Origin of the sequence: Streptomyces albidochromogenes, assembly GCF_005981925.1 — a bacterium.
In the GTDB taxonomy this organism is placed as follows: Bacteria; Actinomycetota; Actinomycetes; order Streptomycetales; family Streptomycetaceae; genus Streptomyces; species Streptomyces albidochromogenes.
Map to the genome: position 1 here is coordinate 1 of NZ_VBVX01000065.1, position 26,432 is coordinate 26,432.

The following is a 26,432-nucleotide window of genomic DNA, read 5'->3' on the forward strand; positions in this document are numbered from 1 at the left end:
GGCCGGGGAGGCGGACGGGGGAACGAGAAAGACCCCCGCTTCCGCGAGGGTCTTTCGTCGGTGCGCCGCCAGGGACTCGAACCCCGGACCCGCTGATTAAGAGTCAGCTGCTCTAACCAACTGAGCTAGCGGCGCTTGACTCGTAAATAGTACCTGGTCCGCGGGGGTGCCTCGCACCACGGCCGGTGACCGTCGTCACAGGGCCAGCGACAGCACCACCGGAGCCGCCCTGCGGTTCAGGGTGTCCGCCGCCGAACGCAGCCGGTGCGCGTGCTCCACCGGCAGGGACAGGGCCAGGCAGCCCACCGAGGAGCCGGCCGTGAGCGGCACGGCCGCGCAGACCGTGCCCACCGCGTACTCCTGGAGGTCGAGCACCGGCACCGTGGGCGGCTGGCTGTCCAGCGTGGAGAACAGGACCCGCTCGTTGGTGATCGTCTTCGAGGTGAGCCGGGCGGTCTTGTGGCGGGAGAGGTGGTCCCGGCGGCCGTCCTGGTCGAGCTGGGTGAGCAGGCACTTGCCGATCGCGCTGGCATGCGCCGCCGAGCGGAAGTCCACCCACTCGTTGACCCGGGGCGTGCGCGGGCCCTCGGCGATCTGCGTCACCTTGATCTCGCCGTCGATGTAGCGGCTGATGTAGATCGCCGCGCCCACGGTGTCCCGCAGCTGGTCGAGGGTCTGCTGGAGCTTGGCCTGGAGGGCCTCGCGCCGGGTGGAGCCCGACCCGAGCAGGACGAGCGAGTCGCCGACGACGTACGCGCCGTCGCCCACCTGCTCGACGTACCCCTCGCGGCGCAGCATCAGCAGCAGGGAGGTCAGGTGGGCGGTCGGGAGTCCGGTCTCGCGGGCGATCTGGACATCGGTCACACCGCCGCCGTGCCTGGAGACCGTCTCCAGTACACGCAGGGCGTACTGCACCGAGTGGAACGGTGCGGTCGGCTCCGGCTTCAGCGCCACGGTTTCCCCCTACCAGGTTGTGACCGCTTGCATCCGTTCCACGATAGCCGCCAAGAACCCCTTGTGGGGCAGCTGTTGACGACATTGTGGCGCGCCCCGGCGACGTGCGCCGGGACGCGCCGCTCCCGCATATGACACGGGCAGGATCTTCGGGCGGAACGAGAGGTCAGAGCACCGCGCCCAGGAACTCGCGCGTACGTTCGTGCTCCGGATCGCTGAAGATCTTCTCGGGGGAGCCGGACTCGATGACCCGCCCCGCGTCGAACATCAACACGTCGTCCGAGATGTCCCGCGCGAAGTTCATCTCGTGCGTGACGCAGAGCATGGTGATGTCCGTCGTACGGGCGATGTCGCGCAGTACGTCGAGCACGCCCGCCACCAGCTCCGGGTCCAGCGCCGACGTCACCTCGTCCAGGAGCAGCACCTGCGGGCGCATCGCCAGCGCCCGGGCGATGGCGACCCGCTGCTGCTGGCCGCCGGAGAGCTGAGTGGGCCGCATGTCCTGCTTGTCGCCGAGCCCGACCAGGTCCAGCAGGCCCTTGGCGCGTTCTGCGGCCTCGTCCTTCGACATGCCGAGGACCCGCACGGGCGCCTCGGTGACATTGCGCAGGACGCTCATGTTGGGGAAGAGGTTGAACTGCTGGAACACCATGCCGATGTTCTTGCGGACCTCGCGGACCTCCTTCTCGTCCGCGGGGAACAGCCGGCCGCCGTTCACTGCGATGACGCCCTCGTCGGGCTTCACCAGGGTCATCAGCAGCCGCAGGATCGTGGTCTTGCCGGACCCGGACGGCCCGATGAGGGTCACGTGCTTCCCGGTCTCGACCGAGAAGCAGAGGTTGTCCAGGACGGTGTTGTCGCCGAACCGCTTGGTGACGTTGTCGAAACGGATCAGCTCGTGGGGGGTCGGGTCAGCGAACAAGACGACGCTCCAGGGCTCGCATGAGAAGAGAAGCCGGGTAGGCGATGAGAATGAAGGCGACGCCGACGACGGTCAGCGGCTCGGCGTACTGGAAGGTCTGCGCGCTCGCCAGCCGGGCCTGCTGGAGCATCTCCAGTACGCCGATGGCCATGAGCAGCGGAGTGTCCTTCAGCATCGAGATCACGTAGTTGCCCAGGGCGGGCACGATCCGCCGGATCGCCTGCGGCAGGATCACCGCGAGCCAGGTGCGCGAGACCGGCAGGCTGAGCGCCGTCGCCGCCTCCCACTGCCCGGCCGGTACGGCGTCGATGCCGGCCCGGTAGACCTGCGCGGTGTACGTCGAGTAGTGCAGCCCGATCGCGAGGGTGCCGGTGGTCAGCGCCGAGGCCTGCACGCCCCACTCCGGCAGGACGAAGTAGAAGAAGAACAGCTGCACCAGCAGGGGGGTGTTGCGGATGAACTCGGTGACGACGTTCACCGGCCAGCGGACCCAGCGCGGCCCGCGGTATCCGATCGCCCAGACCAGGCCGAGCGTGAACGACAGCAGCGAGCCGAGCACCAGCACCTGGAGCGTGACGAGCAGGCCGTCCCAGAACGTCGGCATGAAGTCCGTGACGGCGGACCAGTCCCAGTGGTTCATCGTGCCCCTCCGGCTCCGGCGGCCCCGGCGGTGATCCCGACGCCGGCCTTGGTCCTGCGTTCGAGCACCCGCATGCCGCGGGTGAGGACGAAGGCGATCACGAAGTAGACGACCAGGGTCACCGAGTAGATCTCGACGCTCTCCTGGGTCGCCAGGCGCACCAGGTACGCGGCGAACGACGTGTCGGCCACGCCGAGCAGCGACACCAGCGCCGTGCCCTTGAGCAGCTCGATCAGCAGATTGTTGAAGGGCGGGATCATCTCGGGCACCGCCTGCGGCAGCAGGATCAGCCGCATCCGCTGCCAGGGGGTGAAGCTGAGCGCCACGCCCGCCTCGCGCTGCGCGGGGGCCACCGCGTTCAGCGCGCCGCGCACGACCTCGGCGCCGTACGCCCCGTACGAGAGTCCCAGTGCCAGCACGGCCGCCCACATCGGGACGAGCGCCCAGCCGAAGAGTCCCGGCATCACGAAGAACAGCCAGAACATCAGCACCAGCGCGGACGTGCCGCGGAAGACCTCCGTGTAGAAGCCCGCCAGGAAGCGGACGACGCGCGAGTGGTGGGTACGGGCGATACCGACACCGAAGGCCACGAGCGTGGCCAGGGCGGCGCTGTACACCGTCAGCTGGATCGTGATCCAGATGCCGGGGAGAATCCACTGGGTCCACAGTCCGGCTGTCATGCGCACAGCTCCTCTGCGGTCATCGTGGTCATCTCCGCCTCGGTGAAGCCGAACGGCCGCAGGATCCGGAACAGTTCGCCGTTCTTCTTCATCCGGTGGATCTCCACGTTGAAGGCGTCGCGCAGCTCCGCGTCGCCGAGCCGGAAGGCGAAGCCGCCGCCGTCCACCTTCTTCTTCCCGTCCACGAGCGGCGCGAAGGGCTTGGTCGCCTCGGCCTTCGTGCTCTTCCTCACCACGCCGCGGCCGGTCAGGGCCGTGCCGGCGAAGACGTCGACCCGGCCGGACTCCACCGCGTTCAGGCCCGCCACCGGGTCCTGGAAGATGGCTATATCGCCGCGCGGGATCCCCGCGGCCACCGCGTACTCGATCTCGGCGTACCCGGCGCCGGTGGCGATCTTCGCCTTGGCCTCGACGACGTCCTGGTAGGAGTGCAGGTTCTTCGGGTTGCCCTTGCGCACGATGAACGAGTCGAGCATCTGGTACTCGGGATCGGCGAACAGGACCTGCGCGCAGCGTTCCTTGTTGATGTACATCCCGGCGGAGACCACGTCGAACTGCTGCGACTGGAGGCCGGGGATCAGCGAGGAGAAGTCGGTGGGGGAGGGCTGCACCTTCGGCACGCCCAGCCGCTTGAAGATGACCTTGGCCAGTTCCACCGCCTCGCCGGTGAACTCGCCCTGCTCGTCGATGTACCCGTACGGAGCCTCGCCGGCGATGCCGAGCCGGACCGTGCCCTGCGATCTGAGGCGGGCGAGGGTGTCGCCCGACGGGACCTTGCCGCAGCCTGCCGCGCCGAGCGCCCCCGCGGCGCCCAGCGCGGCCGTGCCGAGCAGCAGCGAGCGCCGGCGTATGGAAGGTCTTGAGGTGCTGCCTGAGTCGTTCCCTGGTGGTGGAGCCATGGGCGCGCGGCTACCCGGCTCCAGCCCAGGTATGCCGACGAATTCCGGCCCATGTCGCGGCGGATGGAGCGGGGTGCGCCCTTGACCCTGTGGGGACCATGAGGAGATGACCGACCGATTTGTGGACGTATCGCTCGACAAGCGCGGTGTGCGCTGCACCGCGAAACTCCTGGACGACCGGGCGCCGGTCACCTGCGAGGCGGTGTGGCGGGCGCTGCCCCTGGGCGGCGACGTCTACCACGCGAAGTACGCCCGCAACGAGATCTACGCCCTGGTCGCGCCCTTCGCGGAGCAGGAGCCGCCCCTGGAGAACCCCACCGTCACGCCCATCCCCGGCGACCTGTGCTACTTCGCGTTCTCCGACACCCAGTTGGGCACGGCCTCTCACGGCTACGGCCCGGCGCCCGCCCTCGGCGCCGGCCGGGGGGTCGTCGACCTCGCCCTCTTCTACGAGCGCAACAACCTGCTGCTCAACGGCGACACCGGCTGGGTCCCCGGCATCGTCTGGGGCACGGTCGTCGACGGCCTCGACCGCATGGCGCGGGCCTGCCAAGACCTGTGGCGCGCGGGCGCGCTGGGCGAGACCCTGACGTTCAGCCGCGGCCGGGCACCGGGCTGAACCCCGCCGCCCCGGCCCCGTACAGCGCGTGCGCCGCGCGCAGGACCAGGTCGTCCCGGTGGCGGGCGGCCACCAGTTGCAGACCGACGGGAAGGCCGTCGGCGTCCAGGCCGCAGGGCACCGTGGCGGCGGGCTGCTGGGTGAGGTTGAAGGGGTAGGTGAACGGGGTCCAGCCCGTCCAGCGGCGGTGCCCCGACCCGCGCGGCACCTCGGCGCCCGCCTCGAAGGCGGTCACCGGCAGGGTCGGCGTGAGCAGCAGGTCGTACGTCGTGTGGAACCGGCCCATGCGGCGGCCCAGGTCCATCCGGGCGTCGACCGCCGCCAGGTAGTCCAGGGCGCTGTACCGGGCGCCCCGGGCGGAGATCTCCCGCAGGCCCGGGTCGAGGAGCGCCCGCTGCTCCGTGCCCAGGTGCTGCACCACCCGCGCGGCCCCGCTGAACCACAGCGTGTGGAACGCCTCCACCGGGTCCGCGAAGTCGGGGTCGGCCTCCTCGACGTACGCGCCGAGTCCGGCGAGCCGCTCCACCGCCGCGCGGACCGCCGCCGCCACGTCGGGGCGCACCGCCACCTGCCCGCCGAAGGACGCCGAGTACGCGACCCGCAGTCCCTTCACCCCGCCGTCGAGGGCGGCGGTCAAACTGCCGCCCGGGGCCAGCTGGGACCAGTCGCGCCAGTCGGGGCCGCTGATGACGTCCATCAGCAGCGCCGCGTCCGCCGCGTCCCGCGTCATCGGCCCCGCGTGCGCGAGCGTCCCGAAGGGGCTGGAGGGGTACAGCGGGACCCGGCCGTACGTCGGCTTCAGCCCGAAGATCCCGCAGAACGACGCCGGGATGCGGACCGAGCCCCCGCCGTCCGTGCCGAGCGACAGCGGCCCCGCCCCGTACGCCACAGCCGCCGCGCTGCCGCCGCTGGAGCCGCCGGCCGTGCGCGCGGGGTCGTACGGATTGCCGGTCACGCCGGACAGCGGCGAGTCGGTGACGCCCTTCCACCCGAACTCGGGCGTGGTCGTCTTGCCGAGGAACACCGCGCCGTGCTCCCGCAGCCGTGCGACCGACGGAGCGTCCTCGTCCCACTTCGTCGCCGGGCGTACGGCCTTGGAGCCCCGCAGCGTCGGCCCGCCCCGCATCAGCAGCAGGTCCTTCACCGACACCGGCACGCCGTCGACCAGCCCCAGCGGCTCCTTCCCGCGCCATCGCGCGGCGGACGCCTCCGCCTGCGCGAGGGCCTGTGGGGCGTCGACCCGCACGAACGCGCCCACGAGCGGCTCCGCGGCCTCGATCCGGGCCAGGGCGGCGCGGGTCGCGTCGACGGGGGTGAACTCGCCCTTCTCGTACCCGGCGAGCAGTTGACGGGCGGTCAGTGCGCTCAGGTCAGTCATGACTGGGGACGTACCCACGTTTCTTGTCCACCACGTTCGGCAGCGGCTTTCCGGACGCCCACCGTTCGTACAGCTCGACGAACTGCGCACCCAGTTCGTCACGCCAGCCGACGGTGTCGCCGCTCATGTGCGGGGACACCAGCAGCCCGGGCACGTCCCACAGCGGGCTCTGCGGCGGCAGCGGCTCAGTGCCGAACACGTCCAGCGCCGCGCCCGCGATCCACCGCTTGCGCAGGGCGTCGACGAGGTCGTCCTCGACGACGAGCGGGCCGCGCCCCACGTTGATGAAGCGGGCCGACGGCGGCATGGCGTCGAAGGCCGCCGCGTCGAACATCCCGCGCGTCGCGTCGGTCAGCGGCGCCGCGCACACCACCCAGTCGGCGCGTGAGAGCAACGGGGGCAGATCCTCAGCGCCGTGCACGCCGGGGCGCGCGGTCCGCCCGACCAGCGCCGTGACGACCCCGAGGGCCCGCAGCAGCCGGGCGGTCTCCCGCCCGATCGGCCCCGAACCCACGACCACCGCCCTGCTGCCCGCCACCCGCTGGGTCTCGCGGTGCCGCCAGCGCCGCTGCCGCTGGAGCTCCAGCGTGCCGGGCAGGTCCTTCGCCATGGCGATGACCAGGCCCGACACGTACTCCGCGATGGGCAGGTCGAAGATCCCGCGGGCGTTGGTCACCACCGTGTCCGACGCGACCAGCTCGGGGCACAGGAGGTGGTCGACGCCCGCGCTGGCCGTGTGCACCCAGCGCGGCCGGGGGCCCTCGCCCGGCCAGGCGCGGCGTACCGCGTCGGAGGTGAAGTCCCACACCAGCAGGACGTCCGCGAGGGGCAGTTGACGGGCGAGCGTGGACTCGTCACCGTGCAGGATGCGGGCACGTCCGGTCAGCCGGCCCAGCCGGGGCGGCGGATCGGCGTCGAGCACGAGAAGGGTCACTTCGGTCTCTTCGGACATGGAGGCGAAACCCCTTCGACACGTCTGACATGTACGGATTGCAGTACGGATCGACCACGCTCGCACCCGAACCCACGGTCGTCAACACACGCATCTGGGGGCCGCATTGGACATCTCCTTCCTCGGCGGACCAAGGCCGCAACGCGGCGTCGGCGTCGTGGCCCCCTTCGACTTCGCGCTGGACCGGGAGCTCTGGCGCTGGGTCCCCGACGAGATCTCGCTGCACCTCACCCGTACCCCGTTCGTTCCCGTCGAGGTCAGTCTCGACCTGGCCCGGCTCGTCAGCGAGCACGAGACGCTGCGCGAGGCGGTGCGGGCGCTGTGCGCGGTGGCGCCGGAAGTCGTCGCGTACGCCTGCACGTCGGGGAGCTTCGTCGGCGGAGTGGCCGGTGAGCGCGCGATGTGCGCGGCGATGACGCGGGCCGGGGAGCTGCCGTCGCTGACCACCTCCGGCGCGCTGCTCGACGCGCTCGCCGCGCTGGGCGCGCGGCGGATCGCGCTCGTCACCCCGTACACCGAATCGGTGACCAGCTCCCTGGAGGAATATCTCGCCCAGGCCGGGACAGCGGTCACAGGACGCGCTTTCCTCGGACTGACCAGGCAGATCTGGAAGGTCCCCTACCGGGATGTGGTCGACATGGCGAGACAGGCGGTGGTGGGAGCGGCGGACTGCCTCTTCATCAGCTGTACGAACCTGCCGACGTACGACGTGATCCCGCAACTGGAGGCGGAGCTGCGGATGCCGGTGCTGTCCGCGAACCAGGTCACGATGTGGGCCGCGCTGCGGCGGATCGGCGCCCGCGCGGTCGGCCCGTACCAGCGGCTGCTGATCGAGGAGGAGCGGCGGGCCCGGCCGTCGGCGCCGGAGCAGTCCCCAGAACGGCAACAGCAACAAGAGGGGTGATCATGACAGCGGTCGGGTTTCTCTACCCGGGGCACTCCGCGGAGGACGACTATCCGCGGATCGAAATGCTGCTCGACAGCGACGTGCGGCTGTCCGTCGTGCACACCGACATCGGCGAGGACGCCCACCGCGTCGACGCCCTCCTGGAGATGGGCTCGCCCGCCCGCCTGGCGGCCGGCGTGGAGGAGCTGCGGCTCGCGGGTGCGGAGGCGGTGGTGTGGGCCTGCACGAGCGGCAGCTTCGTGCACGGCCCCGAGGGCGCCCAGGACCAGGTCAGCCTGCTGGCGCAGGCGGCCGGCCTGCCCGCCTCCAGCACGTCGTTCGCCTTCACCCACGCGGTACGGGAGCTGGGCGTGAGCCGGGTCGCCGTCGCCGCGACGTACCCGGACGACGTGGCGCAGTACTTCGCCGACTTCCTGAAGGCGGCGGGCATCGAGGTCGTCGCGACGCTCGGCAGCGGCATCGTCACGGCCGCGGAGGTCGGCACCTGGGGCCGGGAGGAGGTGCTGGAACTGGCCCGCGCGGGCGACAGCCCCGAGGCGCAGGCGGTACTGCTGCCGGACACGGCGCTGCACACGGCGGCGTACCTGCCGGAGCTGGAGGAGGCGCTGGGCAAGCCGGTCCTCACCGCGAACCAGGTCACCGTGTGGGAGGCCCTGCGGCTGGCGGACCGCAGGGTGCGCACGAAGAACCTCGGTGCGCTGTTCGCCCGGCAGGTATAGGCATGGGACGCCGGGTACGGGGGCGCGGAGTGCGCCCCCGTACCCCGCTCCTCGCGCGTCGGCGGGCCGGACCGGCCCGGGGGGAATAACCGGAGTCACCCTCCTGTTGTTGCGGTCGTTGCACGCACCGCACTACGCAGGAGGACCCACCGGTGGACGCGATCCGAGGCACGGCGAGCGGAAGCGCGCCCGTACCCCTTTCCGTACTCGACCTGGCGACGGTGGGCAGCGGCAGCACCGCCACCGCCGCCCTGCGCACCAGCGCCGGCATCGCCCGCCGGGCGGAGGCCCGCGGCTTCCACCGGTACTGGGTCGCCGAGCACCACTCCATGCCCGGCGTCGCCAGCTCCTCCCCGGCCGTGATCCTCGCCCACATCGCCGCCCACACCGACCGTATCCGCCTCGGCTCCGGCGGCGTCATGCTGCCCAACCACGCACCGCTGGTCATCGCCGAACAGTTCGGCACGCTGGAGGCCTTCGCGCCCGGCCGCGTCGACCTCGGGCTCGGCCGCGCCCCCGGCACCGACGGCGCCACCGCCGCCGCGCTGCGCCGCACCGAGCGACTCCACGAGGGCGCCGACGAGTTCCCCCAGCAGCTCGCGGAGCTGACCCGGTTCCTCGACGACGACTTCCCGGACGGCCACCCGTACGCCCGTATCCACGCGGTCCCCGGCCCCGTCCAGGGCCCCGCCGCCCGCCCGCCGATCTGGCTGCTCGGCTCCTCCGGCTTCAGCGCGCGGCTCGCCGCCACCCTCGGTCTGCCGTTCGCCTTCGCCCACCACTTCTCCGCGCAGAACACCGTCCCGGCGCTCGACCTCTACCGCGAGTCGTTCCGCCCCTCGGCCGTCCTCGACGCCCCGTACGCCCTCATCGGCGTCTCGGCCCTCGCGGCGGACGACGAGGAGGAGGCCCGCCGCCAGGTGCTCACCGGCGCCCTGTCGATGGTCCGCCTGCGCACCGGCCGCCCCGGGCTGATCCCGACGCCGGAGGAGGCCGCCGCGTACGCGTTCAGCCCCCTGGAACGGGAGTTCGTCGACAGCTGGCTCGGCAACGTCGTCCACGGCACGCCGGACGCCGTCCGTGCCGGCCTCGACGACCTGGCCAAGCGCACCGGCGCCGACGAACTGATGATCACGGCCAACGCCCACGGCGGCGACGCCCGCCTGCGTTCGTACGAGCTCATCGCGGACGCGTACGGCCTGCCCCGCCTCGGCTGAGCGCGAGCGTCAGACCCGCAGGCCCGGCCGGTCCTGCGGGCTGACGGCGATCATCGCGGCGATCCGCTCCGGCGTCACCGCCCGCGAGTACAGCCACCCCTGCCCCGTGTCGCACCCGATCCGGCGCAGCCGGGCCGCCTGCCCCGAGGTCTCCACGCACTCGGCCGTGACGGTCAGCCCCAGCCGGTGCGCGAGCTGCACCAGCGCCTCGACAATCGTTTCGTCAGCCGGGTTGGCGTGCGCCTCGTCCTGGAAGCCGCGGACGAACGAGCCGTCCAGCTTGAGCACCGACACCGGCAGCCGGCTCAGGTACGCGAGGTTCGAGTAGCCGGTCCCGAAGTCGTCGATGGCGATGTGCACGCCCATGTCGCTCAGCGCCTGAAGAGCCTGGAGCGGCCGTCCCGCCGAGCCCATCACCGCCGACTCGGTGAGCTCCAGTTGCAGCAGGTTCGGCGCCAGCCCCGTCTCGGCGAGGATCCCGGCGACGTCCGCGACCAGGTCGGAGTCCCACACCTGGCGTACGGCGACGTTGACGCTGACGAAGATCGGCGGCGTGCCGGGGTGCGCGATCTGCCACTGCCTGGCCTGCCGGCAGGCGGTCCGCAGCACCCACCGCCCGAGCTGGACGATCGAGCCGTCCTCCTCGGCGATGGAGATGAACCGATTCGGCGCGAGCGTTCCGAACTGCGGGTGTTCCCAGCGTACGAGCGCCTCCACGCCGCGTACGACGCCGCCCTCCAGGTCCACCAGCGGCTGGTACTCCAGGGTGAACTCGCCGCGTTCGACGGCCGGGCGCAGCGTGCTCGACAGGGCCTGACGGGTCATCCGGTGGGCGTTGCGCTCGGGGTCGAACAGCGTCCAGCGCGCCTTGCCGTCCGCCTTCGCCCAGTACAGCGTGGTGTCCGCCGCCTGCATCAGACCGGTCGCCGTCGTCCCGGCCGCGGCCCGCTCCACGACGCCGATGGACGCGGACACCGCCAGCCGCTGCCCGGCGAGATCGAAGGGCTGCTGGAGCGCGGTCAGTACGGACTGGGCGAGCTCGGCGAGCTGTTCCGTGCCGGTGGAGTCCTCGACGAGCAGGGCGAACTCGTCGCCGCCGAGCCGCGCGACCAGGTGGCCGCCGGCCCGCGCGTAGCCGTACTGGTCGGCGCACCGGACCAGCCGTGAGGCGACGGCGGTCAGCAGCCGGTCGCCGACGCGGTGGCCGAGGGTGTCGTTGACGGCCTTGAAGCCGTCGAGGTCGAGATAGCAGACGCCGATCCGGCCGGTGCCGCCGTCGTCGTACGTGGAGTTCTCCAGCGCGGCGGTGAGGCGCTCGAAGAACAGCGTGCGGTTGGGCAGGCGCGTCACCGGGTCGTGCATCTGGAGATGACGCAGCCTGGCCTGGAGTTCGCGCCGGTCGCTGGTGTCCGCGACCGACAGCAGGACGGTCCCGCTGCCTGGTACGGGCGTGGCGGTCACCTCGGCCCACAGGGAGCGCCCGTCGAAGTGCTTGAGCCGGCGCGTGCAGCGGAAGCGGGCGCGCCGGCCGGCGAGGACTTCCAGATAGGCGTGGAAGCTGCGGGCGTCGGACGCGAGGTCCAGGAGGTCCGCGGCGGACTGCTCGCGCAGCTGGAGGGCGTCGGTGCCGAGGATCTGGCCGAGGGAGGGGTTGGCGGTGACGACGAGGCCCTCTCGGTCCACCACGGCCATGGCGAGGTGCGCGGCGTTGAAGGCGGCCCGGTAGTCGTGCCGGTCGGACACGTCGCGCGGCGCGGACCCGCCGTGCGGCGGGGACGCCGGACGACCTGTGCCGTTACTCTGTGTGATGGGCGGTCGGATGGCATCGGGGGCTGAACCGGGTTTTTCGGAGGTTCCGCTCACCGCTCGCTCCCGCAGGGCATTGATCGCGTACAGATGTTCGTCGGGGTCGTCGGCGGGGTGGAGAGCCCCCAAGGGGCGGACTCCACGCAGGAAAGTGTGCCGATCATAGAGGCTGTCGGCAGGGCCGTTCCAGCTACACCGCCGTGACGCGGAGCACCCGGGGCTCGCGGACGATCGTTTCTGCACAGGTGCGCCTTGTGGTGTTCCTACGTGATCGATTGTGACTTTCCGTGATCTCGTCGGGGTGTCGGACCGGCGACCGCCCTCTGAGGCCCGGTCACCCGTGTGGGGCAGTGGAACAGGGCATACGTCATGAAAACGCAACAATGTGGGTGGCGTGCCCCGTATTTCCGCACCCGGAGGTCGACGTGGTCCGCCAGCAGACACCCGGGGGAGCCGACCGGTCCAGCCGAAGCCGCCGCGAACGTCTGCGCAGTACGGCCGCCGTCTTCACCTCCCTCACGGCGCTCGCCGCCACCTCGCTCGTCGCGGGCCCGGCCGTCGCGGCGCGGGGCGACGGCCCGTGCGTGCTGACGCGCACCGCGGCGCACCACTCGCTGGGCCTCGACACCTGGAACCCGGCCTACCCGCGTCCCGTGAGCACCCTCGACGCCGTCATGATCTTCCTGGCCTTCCCCGACTCCGCGCCCTCCACCACCCCGGAGGAACTGACCGCCGATTACTTCCCCGCCACCAGCGACTTCTTCCGCCGGGCCTCGTACGGGAGGTTCGCGCTCCGGCCGCATCCGCAGGCCGAGTGGGTCGAGATGCCGCAGGACTCCACGGCGTACGGCATAGAGCGCGACTGGGACGCGGGGCGGCGTACCGCCTACCTGCGCGACGCGGTGGCGGCGGCGGACGAGCAGGTCGACTTCCGGCGGTACGACATCGTCTACCTCGTCGCGGACCCGGACGCGCCGGGCGTCGACTCCGACGCGACGAAGGTCGTCAACTTCGACAAGCCGTTGCACGCCGACGGCCAGGACATCAGGCGCATCGTCACCGTGTTCGAGCAGCACCCGCCGGACCGCAATGTGCTGGCCCACGAGACGGGGCACGTTTTCGACCTGCCGGACCTCTACCACCGGCCGGTGGACGGCAAGGGCGACTGGGACACGTACGTCGGCGACTGGGACGTGATGGGCAGCCAGTTCGGGCTCGCGCCGGAACTCTTCGGCTGGCACAAGTGGAAGCTCGGCTGGCTCGACCGCCGGCAGGTGGCCTGCGTACCGGGCGACGGCTCGACCCGCCTCACCCTGGAACCGCTGTCGGCGGATCCGCCGCGCGGGGCGAGGGGCGGCACGCGGCTCGCCGTCGTACCGACGGGCAAGGACAGCGTCCTCGCGATCGAGGCGCGCGGCGGGTCCGGCAACGACGAGTCGCTGTGCACGGAGGGCGTGCTGATCTACCGGGTCCGCAACGGGGCCGCCTCGGGCGGCGGGCCGATCGAGGTGGTGGACGCCCATCCGCGCAGCGAGGCGTGCTGGGACCGGTCGGTGTACCCGCCGCTGGCGGACGCGCCGGTACTGGAGGGGGAGACGTTCACGGTGCCGGGCGAGGGGACGCGGGTGGAGGTGGCGGAGCGCACCCGGTCGGGGGCGTGGACGGTGCGGATCACGCCGGGGGCGTGAGGCGCGGCGTACGGGCGAACGAAAAGGCCCCCCGCTTCCGCGAGGGGCCTTTCCCGTCTGTGCGCCGCCAGGGACTCGAACCCCGGACCCGCTGATTAAGAGTCAGCTGCTCTAACCAACTGAGCTAGCGGCGCCTGCTGACGTCGTAGACATTAGCACCCGGATCGGCGGGAGGAAAAATCGATATCCGGGGCTCGTCGGCAGGCCCCGGGCGGGCCGCCCGCACACACGCCCAGAGCATCGCTTCGGCGCCCGGCAGCCACGGATGGCGCACGTCGGGGGCGACCAGCCAGCGCGCTCCCGCACCGGCGGGGCCGGCCGGTGCGCTCAGCGGGGGGACCGTCACGGCGTCGCCCGGACCGTGGCACAGGACCGGCGGCACGGGCGCCTTCGCGGCGTCTCCGCCGGCGCCCGTACGGCCCCACTCCTCCCAGGCGAGCAGCGACGGCAGCCGCTGGGCGGTGCCGGGGGAGGCGAAGAGCAGCATCCGGCCCCGGTGGACGGCGACCGGCCCCGAGCCGGGCCCGTCCGCCCATAACCGGTCCAGCATCCGGCGGCCGAAGACCGCGGGGACGCTCACCACGTCGAACACCGAGCCGCAGGGCAGGACGCCCGAGTCCGTGGGGCGGGACTCCCAGCGCGAGAGCGTGCTGCGCGGGTACGCGGGGAGGGCTGTCTCCTGGAGGGCAGTCATGGAACCAGATCTACCGGGAGTAGCGGAGTCGTTCCCGAGAGTTGCGGGAAATCGGGACACGGCGGGGCGGTGAGGAGTATCTTGCCCGCCGGGCATATGCCATCAGCCGGTGCCCCGTACGCGGCGGCCGGGCGGCTACTCGTGCTTCGGGCCGCGCAGCAGATCGCGGCCGAACTCGACCATCTTCTTGGCGTAGTCCTCGGTCCAGTCGGCGCGCCGGGCGATGTCCGCCGCCGACAGCCGGTCGAACCGCTTGGGGTCGGCGAGCTGGGCGGCCGCGATGGCCTGGAACTCGGTGGCCCGGTCGGTCGCGGTGCGGAACGCGAGCGTCAGCTCGGTGGCACGTTCCAGCAGCTCGCCGGGGTCCTCCATCGACTCCAGGTCGAAGAAGTGCTCGGGATCGGCGGCTGCCTCCGAAGGCTCGAAGAGCAGCGGCGCGGGGCGCAGCCGCCGCTCGGTGCGCTCGGGTTCCGCCATGGGTTTTCCTTCCCTCTCGCGGCCACGCGTGCTCGATGACCACCGTCCATTGTCCCGGACCCCGCAAGTACGCCTCGCGCGCACGTGCGCCGGGGCGGCGGGCCGGGTGCGCGTCATCGGGAACCCGCACGGATCGGAACCCCGCACGGGATCGGAACCCCGCACGGGCCGCCCGGCGGAAGCGTGCCCCCCGCCCCGCCGGAACGAACCCGCTCCGCCGGGGAACGGGCCCGCGCGGCGGCCGGCTCACTCGCGGTACCGGACCCGGTGTTCCGCCAGGTGCGCCAGGACCGCGTGGTTCGCCTCCCAGCCGTCGGGGAACTTGACCGTGACGCCCAGCTGCACCGGCTCCGTCGACGGGTGCTCGTCCAGCAGGTCCGCCACCCCCTCCCGGCACACCACGACGCACGCGTGCCGGTGCCGCGAGGCCAGCACGCACAGCCGGCCCGTCTCCAGGTGGAACGCCGTCGCGTCGGGCCGCCCCGACAGTGGGTGCAGCACCACGGTCACGTCGAACTCGCGGCCCTGGAGGCGGTTCGCCGTGTCGACCGCGACCCCGGTCACGCCGAGGTCCGCCAGCGCCGCCCGGACCGCCGCCGCCTGGTCGCGGTGCGCCGTGCCGACCGCGACGCGGTCGGCCGTGAGCGGCACCGGGTCCGGTGAGCGCTCGCTGACCGCCGCGCCGCCCCGGTCCAGGAGGCGGCGTACGACCCGGGCCACCGCCCCCACCGCCTCGGGGTCCGTACGCGGAGTGTGGCGGGCCGGGAGTTCCAGCAGGCCCCAGCCCGAAGCGGCCGCCTCGTCCAGCACCCGGTCCGGGCCCGAGCCGTCGGAGGGGACGCCGAAGGTGAGGCGCCGGTCGCCGTGGTCCGTACCGCTGCGGAACGGCGTGTACGGGTAGAACGCGTCGGAGACCAGCGGCGCGGCCGAGGCCGGGAGCCGCCAGGACACGGGCAGGCGGTGCTGCGGGAGTTCGGGGTTGTGGGCCAGCAGCGTCGAGACCGCGCTCGCCGACGGGTCGTACGACAGCCCCGCCCACTGCTCGGCGCCGACGATGGAGAACGGGTCGAGCTGGCCCGGGTCGCCGACGAACAGGGCCCGCTCGAAGAGCCCGGCCACGGCGAGCAGCGCGTCCGAGCGCATCTGGTACGCCTCGTCGACGATGGCGTGCGTCCACGGCTCGGCGGTCTGCACGTGCGCCCACTTCGCCGCCGTCGAGATCACGACGTCCAGGCCCGCCAGGTCGGCGGCCTTCGCGGACTTGCGTACCTGCGCGAGGTCGTCGAGGGCCTTGTCGTACGGGTCGGTGTCGTTGCTGTGGAGCCGGCCGACCGGGAGGTCCGGTTCCTTCTCCGCGAGCCGCAGGACCAGGTCGTCGACCTGGGCGTTGGTCTGCGCGATCACCATCAACGGGCGCCCGGCGGCGGCCAGTTCCAGCGCGGCCCGCACCACGAGCGTCGACTTGCCGGCGCCGGGCGGCGAGTCCACGACGACGCCCCGGTGGGCGCCGTGCAGCGTGTCGTGGAGGATCGCCGCCGTCGCGCGGCCGGCCTCGGCGCCGGGGTCGAAGCGCGGGCTCACAGGATGTCCTCCGGGGTGACGGGATCGGGGTGCTCGGCGCCCGCGCCCGGCGGACCGCCGTGCGTCCAGGGCGTCGCCTCGGGGTCCGGCAGCCGGGGGCCGCCGCGCTGGTCGTGCTCGAACAGGGTCCAGCAGACGCGCTCGCCCTTCTCCGGGACGGACCCCGGCGCCGGCTCCTTGCCGCGGCCCATCTTGTCGGTCACCCGCAGCACCAGGACGCCGGCCTCCTCCTCGTACCGCACGAACTCGGCGGTCTGCGGCCTGCCGTCCAGCGAGCGGTAGACCTTCGCCCGCTCGCCCAGGTGCGGGGTGTCGTCGGTCCGTACGGTGACGAGCGGGCGGGGGCTCGGGCGCTTGCCCTCGCTCGTCGTCATCACCACGTCCAGCACCTCGCTGGTGAACGCCTCGCCCGCCAGCCGCCGCCCCGCCATCACCAGCGGATCGTCGAGGGCCTCCTGAGCCTCCAGCTGTGCCTGCGCGGTCTCGCGGGAGGCGAGCTTCCGCGCGGCGGTCACCGCGTCGTCGCGCCGGGGCTGCGGCGGTTCCCCGGCCCGTACCCGGTCGCGGTGGCCGGTGTACGACCAGCGGTCGCGGGTCCAGCGGTCCAGGGCCCGGGAACCTTCCGGCAGCTCCCGCAGCAGGTCGAGCCCGCGCCAGACCGCGTCCCAGGTGGGCCGCATCTGCGCGGCGAGCAGTGCGCGGATGTGCCGCTCGGCGGCGGTCAGTTCGCCCAGGTGCGCGTCGGCCGCGAGGCCGTCCTCGGCGGCGGCGAGCGCCTTGCGCGCCCGGTCGTAGCGGTCGATCGCCGGGGCCAGCAGCTTGTTGTCGAACGCCGGGTCGGTCGCCGGGCCGGCCGGCGGGCACACCAGCTGCCCGTCCCCGTCCCGCTCCAGTTCCGCCCGCAGCGCGGCCTCGGCGCCCGACTCGCCCGCGGCCCGGTCCGGGTCGATCCAGGCCAGCAGCGCGCCCAGGTGCTGGTCCTCCAGGCTGGACTGGCCGGTCGCCCAGTGCCGGCCCAGCAGGTCGGTCGCCGCGAGGAGCAGGGAGGAGCCCGGCACCCGGGCCCGCTCGCCGAAGTGCGTCAGCCAGCGGCCGAGCAGCGGGATGTGCGGCGGCGCGGGATAGGGGGTGTCGGGGTCCTGCTCGGCCGTGCGCCGAAAGCGCGTCGAACGGCCGAGGAGCCGTACGTACGCGATGCCCGCCCGGCTCGGGACGATCAACTGCGGCGCGTCCGCGCACAGTTCGACCTCGACCTTGACGCGCTTGCCGGTCTCGGGATCGGTCTCGTTGCGCTCGGCCGCCTCGACGTCGTCGGCGAACCCGTCGATGTACGGCAGGACGGTCTCGGCCAGCTCCGCGAGGAACGCGAACCGCAGGTCGCGGTCGCGCGGCTGCGTCACGGCGAGCAGCCGCGGCGCGTGGCGGTCGGTGCCGACGAGCGCGCCGAGCGGCGCCCCGGCCTCGCCCGCGGTGGTCAGCGGTACGAAGACCATCGGGCGCTCGGACAGGTGCCGGTGCCGGACGGTGGCAAGGGGCTGCGCCCGTCCGCCGCGCACGGCGTCAAGGCGCGCGAGCGTACTGATCAGCGACATGCGGCGCCTTCCGGTGAGCGGAGCGGCCGCTGCCGCCGGTGGTGCGAGGAGCCCGGCCGGGCCGGGGGCGACATCGTCAGCACAGCGTCCGCTCCCCGGCCCGTGCGTCCGCCAGCGCCTCCGCCCGCAGGGCCGCAGCCCGGCGCAGCGCGGCCACCGCCGGATCGGCCGGGTCGCCGGCCGCCCCCTCCGCCGCCGCCAGGACCTCACCGATCGTGGTCAGGCCGCCGAGCTCACCGCGCACGCCGCGCCCCAGCGCCTCCACGGCGCCCGCCGCCCGCGCCTTCTCGCGGCAGTGGAAGGCGAGCTCGCACGCGGCCAGGCATTCGGGGGCGTACGCGGCGTCGACCGATTCGACCGCGGCGGCCAGCTCCTCCGCCGGGCGCTCCACGTCGAAGGTCGTGCCCTCGGGCAGCGCGGCCGCGAGGTCTTCGAGGCGCGTGAGGCGCTCCAGCTGGCGCCGGGTCACCGCACGCTGCTTGCGCACGTCGACGACCGACGCCGCCGGCAGGTTCGAGAAGTCCTTGGGGCAGACCAGCAGCACCGAGTGCCCGACCCGCGCGCCCGGCACCTTCGCGGCCACCCGCTCCAGCGCCAGGACGTAGACCGCCGCCTGGCGGGCCGCCGCGCCGACCTTCGCCGCGTCCGCCGAGTCGTCGATCATGGGGAAGGACTTGATCTCGACGACGCTCCACTGCCCGTCGGGGTGCACCACCACCGCGTCCGGCTCCAGGTACGCGGGGGAGCCCGCCACCTCCAGGGCCAGCATCGGGTGGTCCAGCAGCGTCCAGGCGCCGGCCGCCGTCGCCCCGCGCAGCGCCAGCGCCGTGCGCGCCGCCCGGCCCTCCGGGCCCGCCGCCGCCAGGTCCGGCAAGAGCGTCCCGCCCGGCACGGGCGGCTCGCACCCGGCGCCGGCGCCCATCCGTTCGTACAGCAGGCGCATCAGCTCCGTCCCGCCGTCGGCCTTGACCCGGGCCTCGAAGGCATTGCCCCGCATGAAGGCGAACTGGGACTGGCCGAACGCGGCGGGGGACCCGAGCGCCGTCGCCAGCGCCGCCTTGTTCACCCCCGCGCCGTCGAGCAGCGCCCGGCGCCTGCACCCGGGGTTCGCGGCGAGCGCCGCCAGCGCCCGCGCGTCCAGGGGCAGGGGCGCGACCGACGGGCCGCGCAGCTCAGCGAGCCGCTGCCGGAGCGCCGTCGCCGGCGCCGGCGGGCGCGTCGGAGCCGTCGCCTGCGAAGGCACGCGCGGAGGTGTGGGGTCGGGTCCGCTGCCCAGGGATTCGCTCACCCTCGGAAGTCTCGCATCCGGCACTGACAACGCCGTCGGCGATCACCGGACCCGCAGGCTCCGGCAGGGGCGCCGGGCGCTTCGCGACCCGGTCGACCAGTCGGATGAAGGGCCTGGTCAGGGCCAGTCCGAGGCCCATCACGGCGGCTCCCGCGACCGCGTCGAGGAAGTAGTGGTTGGCCGTACCCATCACCACGAAAGTGGTCAGCAGCGGGTAGGCGACGCCGAGCCACTTCATCAGCGGCGTACGCCCGTGCCGCCACAGCATCACGCCGCACCACAGCGACCACCCGACGTGCAGGCTCGGCATCGCCGCGTACTGGTTGGTCATGCCGCCTAGCCCGCGCGGCGCGCTCGCCTCGCCGCCCCACCAGCCGTACACGCTGTACTGCGCCATCGTGTCGACGAAGCCGTGACCGGCGTCGAGCAGGCGCGGCGGGCACGTCGGCAGGAACGTGAAGCCGACCAGGCCGAGGAGGGTGGAGAGCATCAGCCAGGTCCGCGCGGCGCGGTAGCCGGCGGGGCGGCGGTGGAACAGCCAGACCAGGATCGCGGGGGTGACGAGGTAGTGCAGCGAGGCGTACGCGAAGTCGGCGGGTATCCCGAGCCAGGAGTGTTCCGTGAACAGCCGGTTGAGGGGGTGCTCGGCGTTGAGGCGCAGGAGCTTCTCGGCGCGCAGGATCGCCAGACCGTGCTCGACGGCCTTCGCCTCGCCACCGCGTACGAGCAGCCGGCCGCCGCTGTAGGCGGCGTAGACCACCACGACGAGCAGCAGCTCGGTCCACCAGCGGGGCCTCGGGCGGGGCGCGGTGTCCTGCATCCGGTCGCTCTCCATTTGTCTGATGTGCGGCCTACGGACTGGCTGGCACCCTTTCAACCGTACGGTGTACGAGAACGGGTGTGCGCACCGGGTGCGCGAGTAGGTTGACGTGGAAAACGCCCCGGAGGTTGCCCGCCCGTCCGGTGCGCGATGATGGGGCGGACGGCGTGGTCCGCCCGTGAACCGCTCCGTACGAGATCCGCAGCACGCCCCCTTCGCACCGTCCAGGGAGACATCGTCATGGCACCGCGCATCCTGCTGGCCCGGCACGGACAGACGGAATGGTCCCTGTCCGGGAGGCACACCGGCAGGACCGACATCCCGCTGCTCGACGAGGGCCGCCGCGGCGCGAAGCTGCTCGGCGAGCGGCTGCACCGGGCGCCGCTCGACGGCCTCCCGGACGCCGAGGTGCGCACGAGCCCGCTCCGGCGGGCGAGCGAGACCTGCGCGATCGCCGGGTTCGGCGACCGCGCGCAGGAGTGGGACGCGCTGATGGAGTGGGACTACGGGGCGTACGAGGGCCTGACGCCCCCCGAGATCAAGCAGCGGCAGGCCGACTGGTTCATCTGGCGCGACGGGGTGCCGGACGGCGAGACGCTCCAGCAGCTCTCGGACCGCGCGGACGAGGTCATCGCCTGGGCGCACTCGGCCGACCGTGACGCCCTGATCTTCGCGCACGGCCACATCCTGCGCGCGCTCGGTGCCCGCTGGCTCGGCCTGGACGTGTCGTTCGCCGCCCGAATCCGGCTGGACCCGACGTCCCTTTCGGTCCTCGGATGGGCGTACGGCGACCCGGCGATCGAGCGCTGGAACGACGTCGGCCACCTCGCGGGCTGACCTCCGCCCGGGCGCGGCCTGCCCGCCGCCGTCCCGCCGGCCCCTGTCGCCCGGTCCGTCCCACCCGCCCCGCGCCCGGGGCGGGCGGTCACGCGCTGCTGCGCGAGGTGTTCGCGTGCCGGGTCAGGAACGGGGACACCGACGGCGACCGGCGGTGCGGCAGCAGGACGCGGGTCGTCTCCGACAGCATCGTCCGTACGCGCGACGACTGGACCTCCTCCAGCAGGTCGAGCACGCCCTCGCCCACCGCCGCAGCCTCGTCCGGAGCCCCGGCGCGGGCCAGGTCGTCGGCGAGTTCCGCGCTGTAGAGGGCCAGGTTCCGGGTGAAGTGGGGGTCCTGGAGAGCCGCCGCGCGCCGGGCGTGCCGCGCCGCGCGGGCCCAGTCGCCCAGCGCGGACCAGCACTGCGCCTCCAGGCCCTCCAGTTCCGCCTCCCCGAAGAAGCTCATCCACTCGGGATCGGCCTCGGCCGTGCCGCGCTCGAAGAGGGCCTTGGCGCGGGCGAGCGCCTGTTCGCAGCCCGGACGGTCGCCGAGACCGGCCCAGCCGCCGGCCTCGCGCAGCGTGAGCAGCGACAGCAGCCGGGGCGACGCCACCAGCCGCGCCGCGCGCTGCCCCGCCTGGGCCGCCCGTACCGCCTCGCGCGGCCGTCCGGTGTCGCGCGCGAGGAACGCCGAGTTGCTGAACGCGTGCGCCTCCAGCGCGGCGTCACCGGCCACCCGGGCCGTCGCCAGCGCCTCCGCGTAGTGCGAGCGGGCGTCGTCGAAGCGGCCCGAGTCGTGCGCGAGCCAGCCCACCGAGAGGGCCAGTTCGCCGGCGCCGGTGTGCAGCCGGTCGGCCATGGACCGGCGGGACGTCGTACTCGCGTCGAGCAGGGCGTAGGCGGTGCGCAGCGGCTGCCCGGCGCGCTTGTAGAGGCCGTCGGCGCCGTGCCGGTCGTCGAGCAGCCGGATCTGGCGCACCGCGTCCTCCACGGCGCTCACCTCGGCCTCGCCGACCCGGCGGTGCGTGCCCGGCGTGCCGGACACGTCCGCGAGGGGCGCGCGAGCGGTGGCGGAGGCTCCCGGCGCGGTGCCGAGACCCAGGGATGCGGCCGCCATCGTGGCGGTGCCGCTCGTCATGAACGCGCGACGCAGCACGTCGCTCTCCTCGTCGCTGTGGCTGGGGGTCGTGGTGGTGCGCGCCCCCCTGCCACGTACCGCTTCGCGGGCCGAGAAGCCCAGGTCCGCCAGCGTCAGACCGGGGAACATGTACAGGAAGACGCGCTCGTACGCGTAGTTGGGACAGCGGATCTCGCCGGCCTCGACGCGCCCGATGTAGCGGGCGTCGCATGCGACCTGTTCACCGATCTCACGCGCCGCCCTGCGGACGGCGGCGGCGAATTCGGCCGGTGAACGAGACCCTCGCAGTCGGCGGAAGTCGTTGTTCGGCATGGCCAAGACCTCCCGCAAGGTTCGCGTGCTTCGGCGGAGCAAAAACGTACCGGCTGTGACGACACGAACACGCGGTGTTTCGCTACAAACGGGATATCTCACCCACGATCTGCCATGAACTGCCATCCTTTGCGGCGGCGCGGCGCCGTAGCCGTTGACAGCGCCGCGCGTTGAACCATGAGGAGAGGGAGCGCGGCTCCCACTCGAGCGAGGAGGGGTTCCCTTGTTGGAGGCCGACATGGAGATCAGTGGCTCACGGACGGGCTCACGCGCGGGATCACGGTCGACGGCTCAGCACCGGCCCAGCCAGGACTTCAGCGCCGTACCCGCTCCCGCCGAGCACGCGGGCCCCGAGCCCTGCGACCTGGTGACCGTCCCGGTGCGCCAGGGCCTCGAAGCGGTGGACATCCTCCGCCGGGCCGCCGCCCCCGCCGTCGGCCCCGTCCTGCACGACGGGTCCTGCGCCACCCTCGGCTTCCTGGTGCCCCCCGGCACCGCCGACGGCTGGGACCTGCCGGGCAGCGCCTGTACGCAGACCTCCGGGCGCGGCCTGCGCATCCCGGCCGCCCTGGCCGGCGACATCGGGGCGGACGCCCCGCCGCTGGTGCCCGAGCCGCCGGTCACCGGGACCGGCTGGCTGCTGCCGCCGACCGACACCGGCCCGGTCACCGACCCGGCCGTGCTCAGAGCCGCGCTCGGCGAGGCGGCCCGGCTGATCGAAGCGGCCGACCGCGTGCGCTGAGGCCCCGCCGGAGAGCGCGGGGATCCGCGCGTCCGATACTGGCCGGGTGGCAAAGAACAACAAGCGGCGCGAACGCGCCGCCCCCGAGCCCGTCGTCGCACAGGTCGACGGCGGACTCGCCGAGCTGATACCCGACCGGGACCGCCCGCGCGCCTGGAGCCTCCTGATCGACGGCGCCCCGCAGTCCCACGTGGACCTCGACGACCCGTCCCACCTCGACTTCGCGTACCAGCGCAGGCTCGGCCACATCATCGACCTCATCGCCCCGCAGGGACAGCCCGTCCACGTCCTGCACCTGGGCGGAGGAGCCTTCACCCTGGCCCGGTACGCCGCCGCCACCCGGCCCCGCTCCACCCAGCAGATCGTGGAGCTCGACGCGGCGCTCGTGCGGTTCGTGCGCAGGGAACTGCCGCTGGACGCCCAAGCCCGGGTGCGCGTCCGCTCCCTCGATGCCCGCGCCGGACTCGGCAAGGTCCCGGACGGCTGGGCGGACCTGATCGTGGCGGACGTGTTCGGCGGCGCCCGTACGCCCGGACACCTCACCAGCGCCGAGTTCCTCGCCGAGGTGCGCCGGGCGCTCAGGCCCGAGGGCTTCTACGCCGCCAACCTCGCGGACGGCCCGCCGCTCACGTACCTGCGCGGCCAGGTCGCCACCGCGGGGAGCGTGTGGCCCGAACTCGCCCTGGCCGCGGACCCGGCCGTGCTGCGCGGCCGCCGCTTCGGCAACGCGGTGCTGCTGGCGTCCGACCGTACGCTGCCGCTCGCCGAGTGGACCCGGCGCGTCGCGACCGACCCGCACCCGGGGCGGGTGGAACACGGCCGGGAGCTGGCCGACTTCACCGGAGGCGCGGCCGTCGTCACCGACGCGAGCGCGCGGCCCTCGCCGCAGCCGCCGCCGTCCGCCTTCGACTAGCGCGGACGCTCAGGACTCCACGATCTCGACCTTCGGCGCGTGGTCGTGCCAGGTGCAGAAGACCGAGACGTTCGCCGTGCCCGCCCTGAACTCGACCCGGATCCAGTTCGGGTCCTTCCAGACCTGCATCGACCAGCCGGTGGCCGGCGTCGCCGAGACCAGCGTGGCGGAGGTGTCACCGAGGTCGAACGTGACCCGGCCGCCGTCGGTGCTGTAGCTCTTGACCTGGCCGTTCGCGCCCACCGCGGCGCTCGGCGGGGCCCCGGAGCGCGACGGGCCGCCGGGCGGGTCCGGCGTACCGCTCGGGCCGGCCGGGGTGCGGGAGGGCGACTTCGAACGCCTGGGCGGCGCGGACGGCTTGTCGTCCCCGTCGCCGCCGGGCCGCCGCGTCGACGACGCCTGCGGCTTCGCGACCTGCGCGGCGCCGCTGCGCGCGGGCAGGTCCGTGGGGATCGGAAGGGCCTGCGGAGGGTCGTACGCCGTCCCCGACATGACCGTGTGCACGCCCCACCACGACAGCGTGACCGCCGCGCCCGTGGCGAGCGACCACGCGACGGCGTGTACGAATCCTCGTTGCATCGGGGCCATACTGCACCACCCGCCCCACCCCCGTCCCAGGGGGACCGGCATCCCCCGAATGGCGTACGGTGCCGCCCATGGCAAGTGTGCTCGTGGTCGAGGACGACCAGTTCGTACGTTCCGCCCTCATCCGGCACCTGACCGAAGCCACCCACACGGTGCGCAGCGTCGGTACGGCACTGGAGGCGCTGCGGGAGGTCGCCCATTTCCGTTTCGACGTGGTCGTGCTCGACCTCGGTCTGCCCGACCTCGACGGGTCGGAAGCGCTCAAGATGCTGCGCGGCATCACCGACGTACCGGTGATCATCGCCACCGCGCGGGACGACGAGGCGGAGATCGTACGACTGCTCAACGACGGCGCCGACGACTACCTCGTCAAGCCCTTCTCGGTCGAGCACCTGTCCGCCCGCATGGCCGCCGTACTGCGGCGCGCCCGCGCCGTCGCGGGGGCCGAGCCGCCGTCCCGGGTGATCCGCGTCGGCGGTCTGTCGATCGACCCGCTGCGCAGGCAGGCGGAGCTGGACGGGGCGCGGCTCGACCTGACGCGCCGGGAGTTCGACCTGCTCGCCTTCCTCGCGGGGCGGCCCGGAGTCGTCGTGGCGCGCAAGGAACTGCTCGCCGAGGTGTGGCAGCAGAGCTACGGCGACGACCAGACCATCGACGTGCACCTGTCCTGGCTGCGCCGCAAGCTCGGCGAGACTGCGGCCAACCCCCGTTACCTGCACACCCTGCGCGGGGTCGGCGTGAAGCTGGAGCCGCCGCGATGAGGTGGGCGCTGGTCAAGGTGAGCCTGGCCGTCACGGCGATGGTCGTGGTGGCCTTCGCCGTACCGCTCGGACTCGTCATCAAGGAGATGGCCAGGGACCGGGCCTTCTCCAGCGCCGAACGCTGGGCGGCCACCATCGGCCCCACCCTCTCCATCACCACCGACAGCGACTCGCTCGACCGGGCCGTGCAGACGACCGAGGTGGGCATCGAGGGCCGCATGGCCGTACACGTCCCCGCCTCCGGCGAGCGGGGCAGTGCGCCGCTGGAGATCGGGCGGCGGCGGGCGGCGCAGCAGGACCTGGAGACCACGCGGCGGATCGGCCGCGCCTCGATCTCCGAGGTGAGCGGCGGCTTCGCGCTGCTTCAGCCCACCGCCGTCGCCAGCGGGAAGATCGCCGTCGTCGAGGTCTTCGTGCCCGAGGACGACGTCAGCAACGGCGTGGCCACCGCGTGGCTGGTGCTGGCGGGCGTCGGGATCGCCCTGATCGTGGGCTCGGTGGCGGTCGCGGACCGGCTGGGCGTACGGATGGTCCAGCCCGCCCAGCGGCTCGCGGGCGCCGCGCACGACCTGGGGGAGGGGCGCCTGGGCGTCCGCGTCCCCGAGGAGGGTCCGACCGAACTGCGGTCCGCGGCGGTCGCGTTCAACTCCATGGCCGACCAGGTGGTCCAGCTCCTCGCCAACGAGCGGGAGCTGGCCGCCGACCTCTCCCACCGGCTGCGCACCCCGCTGACGGTGCTGCGCCTGAACGCCGCCTCGCTGGGCGAGGGCCCGGCCGCCGAGCAGACCCGGGCTGCGGTCGAGCAGCTGGAGCGCGAGGTCGACACCATCATCCGTACGGCGCGCGACCAGCGGTCCCAGACGCAGGGAGCGGTCGGCGCGGGCCCCGGCGCGGGCTGCGACGTGTCCGAAGTCGTACGCGAACGCATGGACTTCTGGTCGGCGCTGGCGGAGGACGAGGGCCGGAAGGTGCGGCTGGCGGGGGTCGAGCGTCCGGTGCGCATCCCGGTCGCCCGGCCCGAACTGGCCGCCGCGCTCGACGCGCTGCTGGGCAACGTCTTCCGGCACACCCCGGTGGGCACCGCGTTCTCGGTGGACGTCCACAACGGCGACGACGCCGTCATCGTCCTCGTCTCGGACGCGGGCCCTGGCATCTCCGACCCGCAGGCGGCGCTGGTACGCGGCAACAGCGGCGGCAGGGACGGGTCCACGGGCCTCGGCCTGGACATCGTGCGCCGCGTCGCGGAGTCGACCGGCGGCGACGTACGCATCGGGCACTCGGTGCTCGGCGGCACGGAGGTCCGCATCTGGATCGGGCTCGGGCTCGACG

26 protein-coding genes and 2 tRNA genes are annotated in these 26,432 nt (G+C 73.3%); 10 read left to right on the plus strand and 18 right to left on the minus strand.

Translation table 11 applies throughout. The annotated features are described in order from the left end of the window. Positions 1–61: 61 nt before the first annotated feature. The 6 genes from E2E34_RS11700 to ehuB all read right to left on the minus strand — a co-directional run bounded on the left by E2E34_RS11700 (position 62) and on the right by ehuB (position 4,095). Positions 62–135: transfer RNA gene (locus E2E34_RS11700), tRNA-Lys, on the minus strand. A 60-nt stretch (positions 136–195) separates the two neighbouring features. Next, positions 196–954, minus strand: a complete 759-nt coding sequence (locus tag E2E34_RS11705; protein ID WP_138901832.1) for an IclR family transcriptional regulator — start codon at positions 952–954, stop codon at positions 196–198. A gap of 166 nt (positions 955–1,120) precedes the next feature. Beyond that, positions 1,121–1,876, minus strand: coding sequence for an ectoine/hydroxyectoine ABC transporter ATP-binding protein EhuA (ehuA, locus tag E2E34_RS11710; RefSeq protein ID WP_138901833.1), 756 nt, complete (start codon positions 1,874–1,876; stop codon positions 1,121–1,123). After that, complete coding sequence (gene ehuD, locus E2E34_RS11715) at positions 1,866–2,516, minus strand: ectoine/hydroxyectoine ABC transporter permease subunit EhuD (protein ID WP_138901834.1); 651 nt, start codon at positions 2,514–2,516, stop codon at positions 1,866–1,868. Before ehuD ends, ehuA begins: the two co-directional genes overlap by 11 nt. Next, the gene (ehuC, locus tag E2E34_RS11720; protein WP_138901835.1) at positions 2,513–3,196 is read right to left on the minus strand and encodes an ectoine/hydroxyectoine ABC transporter permease subunit EhuC; all 684 of its coding nucleotides are present in this window, start codon (positions 3,194–3,196) and stop codon (positions 2,513–2,515) included. Before ehuC ends, ehuD begins: the two co-directional genes overlap by 4 nt. After that, complete coding sequence (gene ehuB / locus E2E34_RS11725) at positions 3,193–4,095, minus strand: ectoine/hydroxyectoine ABC transporter substrate-binding protein EhuB (protein WP_138901836.1); 903 nt, start codon at positions 4,093–4,095, stop codon at positions 3,193–3,195. Before ehuB ends, ehuC begins: the two co-directional genes overlap by 4 nt. A 106-nt stretch (positions 4,096–4,201) precedes the next feature. Here ehuB and E2E34_RS11730 point away from each other — a divergent pair, with 106 nt between their 5' ends. After that, positions 4,202–4,714, plus strand: a complete 513-nt coding sequence (locus E2E34_RS11730; RefSeq protein ID WP_138901837.1) for a DUF3830 family protein — start codon at positions 4,202–4,204, stop codon at positions 4,712–4,714. On the opposite strand, the gene E2E34_RS11735 is transcribed toward E2E34_RS11730, so the two are convergent. Both E2E34_RS11735 and E2E34_RS11740 read right to left on the minus strand, forming a co-directional pair. Further along, positions 4,689–6,092, minus strand: coding sequence for an amidase (locus E2E34_RS11735; protein ID WP_138901838.1), 1,404 nt, complete (start codon positions 6,090–6,092; stop codon positions 4,689–4,691). The two genes, E2E34_RS11730 and E2E34_RS11735, sit on opposite strands and share 26 nt — an antisense overlap. Continuing rightward, positions 6,085–7,044, minus strand: coding sequence for a D-2-hydroxyacid dehydrogenase (locus E2E34_RS11740; RefSeq protein WP_138901839.1), 960 nt, complete (start codon positions 7,042–7,044; stop codon positions 6,085–6,087). Before E2E34_RS11740 ends, E2E34_RS11735 begins: the two co-directional genes overlap by 8 nt. A gap of 106 nt (positions 7,045–7,150) precedes the next feature. Between E2E34_RS11740 and E2E34_RS11745 the strand changes: the two genes are divergently transcribed. The 3 genes from E2E34_RS11745 to E2E34_RS11755 all read left to right on the plus strand — a co-directional run bounded on the left by E2E34_RS11745 (position 7,151) and on the right by E2E34_RS11755 (position 9,887). Next, positions 7,151–7,948, plus strand: coding sequence for a maleate cis-trans isomerase family protein (locus E2E34_RS11745; protein WP_138901840.1), 798 nt, complete (start codon positions 7,151–7,153; stop codon positions 7,946–7,948). Positions 7,949–7,950: 2 nt separating this feature from the next. Then, positions 7,951–8,670: a maleate cis-trans isomerase family protein gene (locus tag E2E34_RS11750; protein WP_138901841.1), complete on the plus strand. Its 720-nt coding sequence runs from the start codon at positions 7,951–7,953 to the stop codon at positions 8,668–8,670. A 152-nt stretch (positions 8,671–8,822) separates the two neighbouring features. Beyond that, positions 8,823–9,887 (plus strand): LLM class flavin-dependent oxidoreductase, encoded by a 1,065-nt coding sequence (locus E2E34_RS11755; RefSeq protein ID WP_138901842.1) that lies wholly within the window; start codon positions 8,823–8,825, stop codon positions 9,885–9,887. A 9-nt stretch (positions 9,888–9,896) separates the two neighbouring features. On the opposite strand, the gene E2E34_RS11760 is transcribed toward E2E34_RS11755, so the two are convergent. Then, a complete protein-coding gene (locus tag E2E34_RS11760; protein ID WP_439333676.1) occupies positions 9,897–11,822 on the minus strand; it encodes a putative bifunctional diguanylate cyclase/phosphodiesterase in 1,926 nt (641 codons plus the stop codon). Positions 11,823–12,082: 260 nt separating this feature from the next. On the opposite strand from E2E34_RS11760, the gene E2E34_RS11765 reads away from it, so the two are divergent. Further along, positions 12,083–13,381 (plus strand): M6 family metalloprotease domain-containing protein, encoded by a 1,299-nt coding sequence (locus tag E2E34_RS11765; protein ID WP_439333677.1) that lies wholly within the window; start codon positions 12,083–12,085, stop codon positions 13,379–13,381. 60 nt (positions 13,382–13,441) lie between these two features. On the opposite strand, the gene E2E34_RS11770 is transcribed toward E2E34_RS11765, so the two are convergent. From E2E34_RS11770 to E2E34_RS11800, 7 genes are all read right to left on the minus strand, one after another. Next, a tRNA-Lys gene (locus tag E2E34_RS11770) sits at positions 13,442–13,515 on the minus strand. Continuing rightward, positions 13,506–14,075, minus strand: a complete 570-nt coding sequence (locus E2E34_RS11775) for a hypothetical protein (RefSeq protein WP_244315641.1) — start codon at positions 14,073–14,075, stop codon at positions 13,506–13,508. Before E2E34_RS11775 ends, E2E34_RS11770 begins: the two co-directional genes overlap by 10 nt. A gap of 135 nt (positions 14,076–14,210) precedes the next feature. Then, entirely contained in the window at positions 14,211–14,552 is a 342-nt protein-coding gene (locus E2E34_RS11780; RefSeq protein WP_138901844.1) for a DUF8844 domain-containing protein, read from the minus strand. A gap of 246 nt (positions 14,553–14,798) precedes the next feature. Next, a complete protein-coding gene (locus tag E2E34_RS11785) occupies positions 14,799–16,133 on the minus strand; it encodes an AAA domain-containing protein (protein WP_138901845.1) in 1,335 nt (444 codons plus the stop codon). Then, a complete protein-coding gene (locus E2E34_RS11790) occupies positions 16,130–17,725 on the minus strand; it encodes a hypothetical protein (RefSeq protein WP_138901846.1) in 1,596 nt (531 codons plus the stop codon). Before E2E34_RS11790 ends, E2E34_RS11785 begins: the two co-directional genes overlap by 4 nt. Before the next feature lie 76 nt (positions 17,726–17,801). Next, positions 17,802–19,013: a hypothetical protein gene (locus tag E2E34_RS11795; protein WP_138901847.1), complete on the minus strand. Its 1,212-nt coding sequence runs from the start codon at positions 19,011–19,013 to the stop codon at positions 17,802–17,804. After that, complete coding sequence (locus tag E2E34_RS11800) at positions 18,898–19,848, minus strand: phosphatase PAP2 family protein (protein WP_138901848.1); 951 nt, start codon at positions 19,846–19,848, stop codon at positions 18,898–18,900. Before E2E34_RS11800 ends, E2E34_RS11795 begins: the two co-directional genes overlap by 116 nt. A 225-nt stretch (positions 19,849–20,073) precedes the next feature. On the opposite strand from E2E34_RS11800, the gene E2E34_RS11805 reads away from it, so the two are divergent. Continuing rightward, positions 20,074–20,670, plus strand: a complete 597-nt coding sequence (locus E2E34_RS11805) for a histidine phosphatase family protein (RefSeq protein ID WP_138901849.1) — start codon at positions 20,074–20,076, stop codon at positions 20,668–20,670. Positions 20,671–20,758: 88 nt separating this feature from the next. On the opposite strand, the gene E2E34_RS11810 is transcribed toward E2E34_RS11805, so the two are convergent. Then, positions 20,759–22,102, minus strand: coding sequence for an NsdA family TPR-like regulatory protein (locus E2E34_RS11810; RefSeq protein WP_138901850.1), 1,344 nt, complete (start codon positions 22,100–22,102; stop codon positions 20,759–20,761). 238 nt (positions 22,103–22,340) lie between these two features. Here E2E34_RS11810 and E2E34_RS11815 point away from each other — a divergent pair, with 238 nt between their 5' ends. Together E2E34_RS11815 and E2E34_RS11820 are read left to right on the plus strand one after the other, a co-directional pair. Continuing rightward, positions 22,341–22,844, plus strand: a complete 504-nt coding sequence (locus E2E34_RS11815) for a hypothetical protein (protein ID WP_138901856.1) — start codon at positions 22,341–22,343, stop codon at positions 22,842–22,844. A 46-nt stretch (positions 22,845–22,890) separates the two neighbouring features. Beyond that, positions 22,891–23,757: a spermidine synthase gene (locus E2E34_RS11820; protein WP_138901851.1), complete on the plus strand. Its 867-nt coding sequence runs from the start codon at positions 22,891–22,893 to the stop codon at positions 23,755–23,757. Positions 23,758–23,766: 9 nt separating this feature from the next. On the opposite strand, the gene E2E34_RS11825 is transcribed toward E2E34_RS11820, so the two are convergent. Beyond that, positions 23,767–24,336: a hypothetical protein gene (locus tag E2E34_RS11825; RefSeq protein ID WP_167518270.1), complete on the minus strand. Its 570-nt coding sequence runs from the start codon at positions 24,334–24,336 to the stop codon at positions 23,767–23,769. A 77-nt stretch (positions 24,337–24,413) separates the two neighbouring features. Between E2E34_RS11825 and E2E34_RS11830 the strand changes: the two genes are divergently transcribed. Both E2E34_RS11830 and E2E34_RS11835 read left to right on the plus strand, forming a co-directional pair. Continuing rightward, positions 24,414–25,103, plus strand: coding sequence for a response regulator transcription factor (locus E2E34_RS11830; protein WP_138901853.1), 690 nt, complete (start codon positions 24,414–24,416; stop codon positions 25,101–25,103). Further along, on the plus strand, positions 25,100–26,432 hold a 1,333-nt coding region (locus tag E2E34_RS11835), incomplete at its 3' end, for a sensor histidine kinase (protein ID WP_138901854.1). The genes E2E34_RS11830 and E2E34_RS11835, both read left to right, overlap by 4 nt.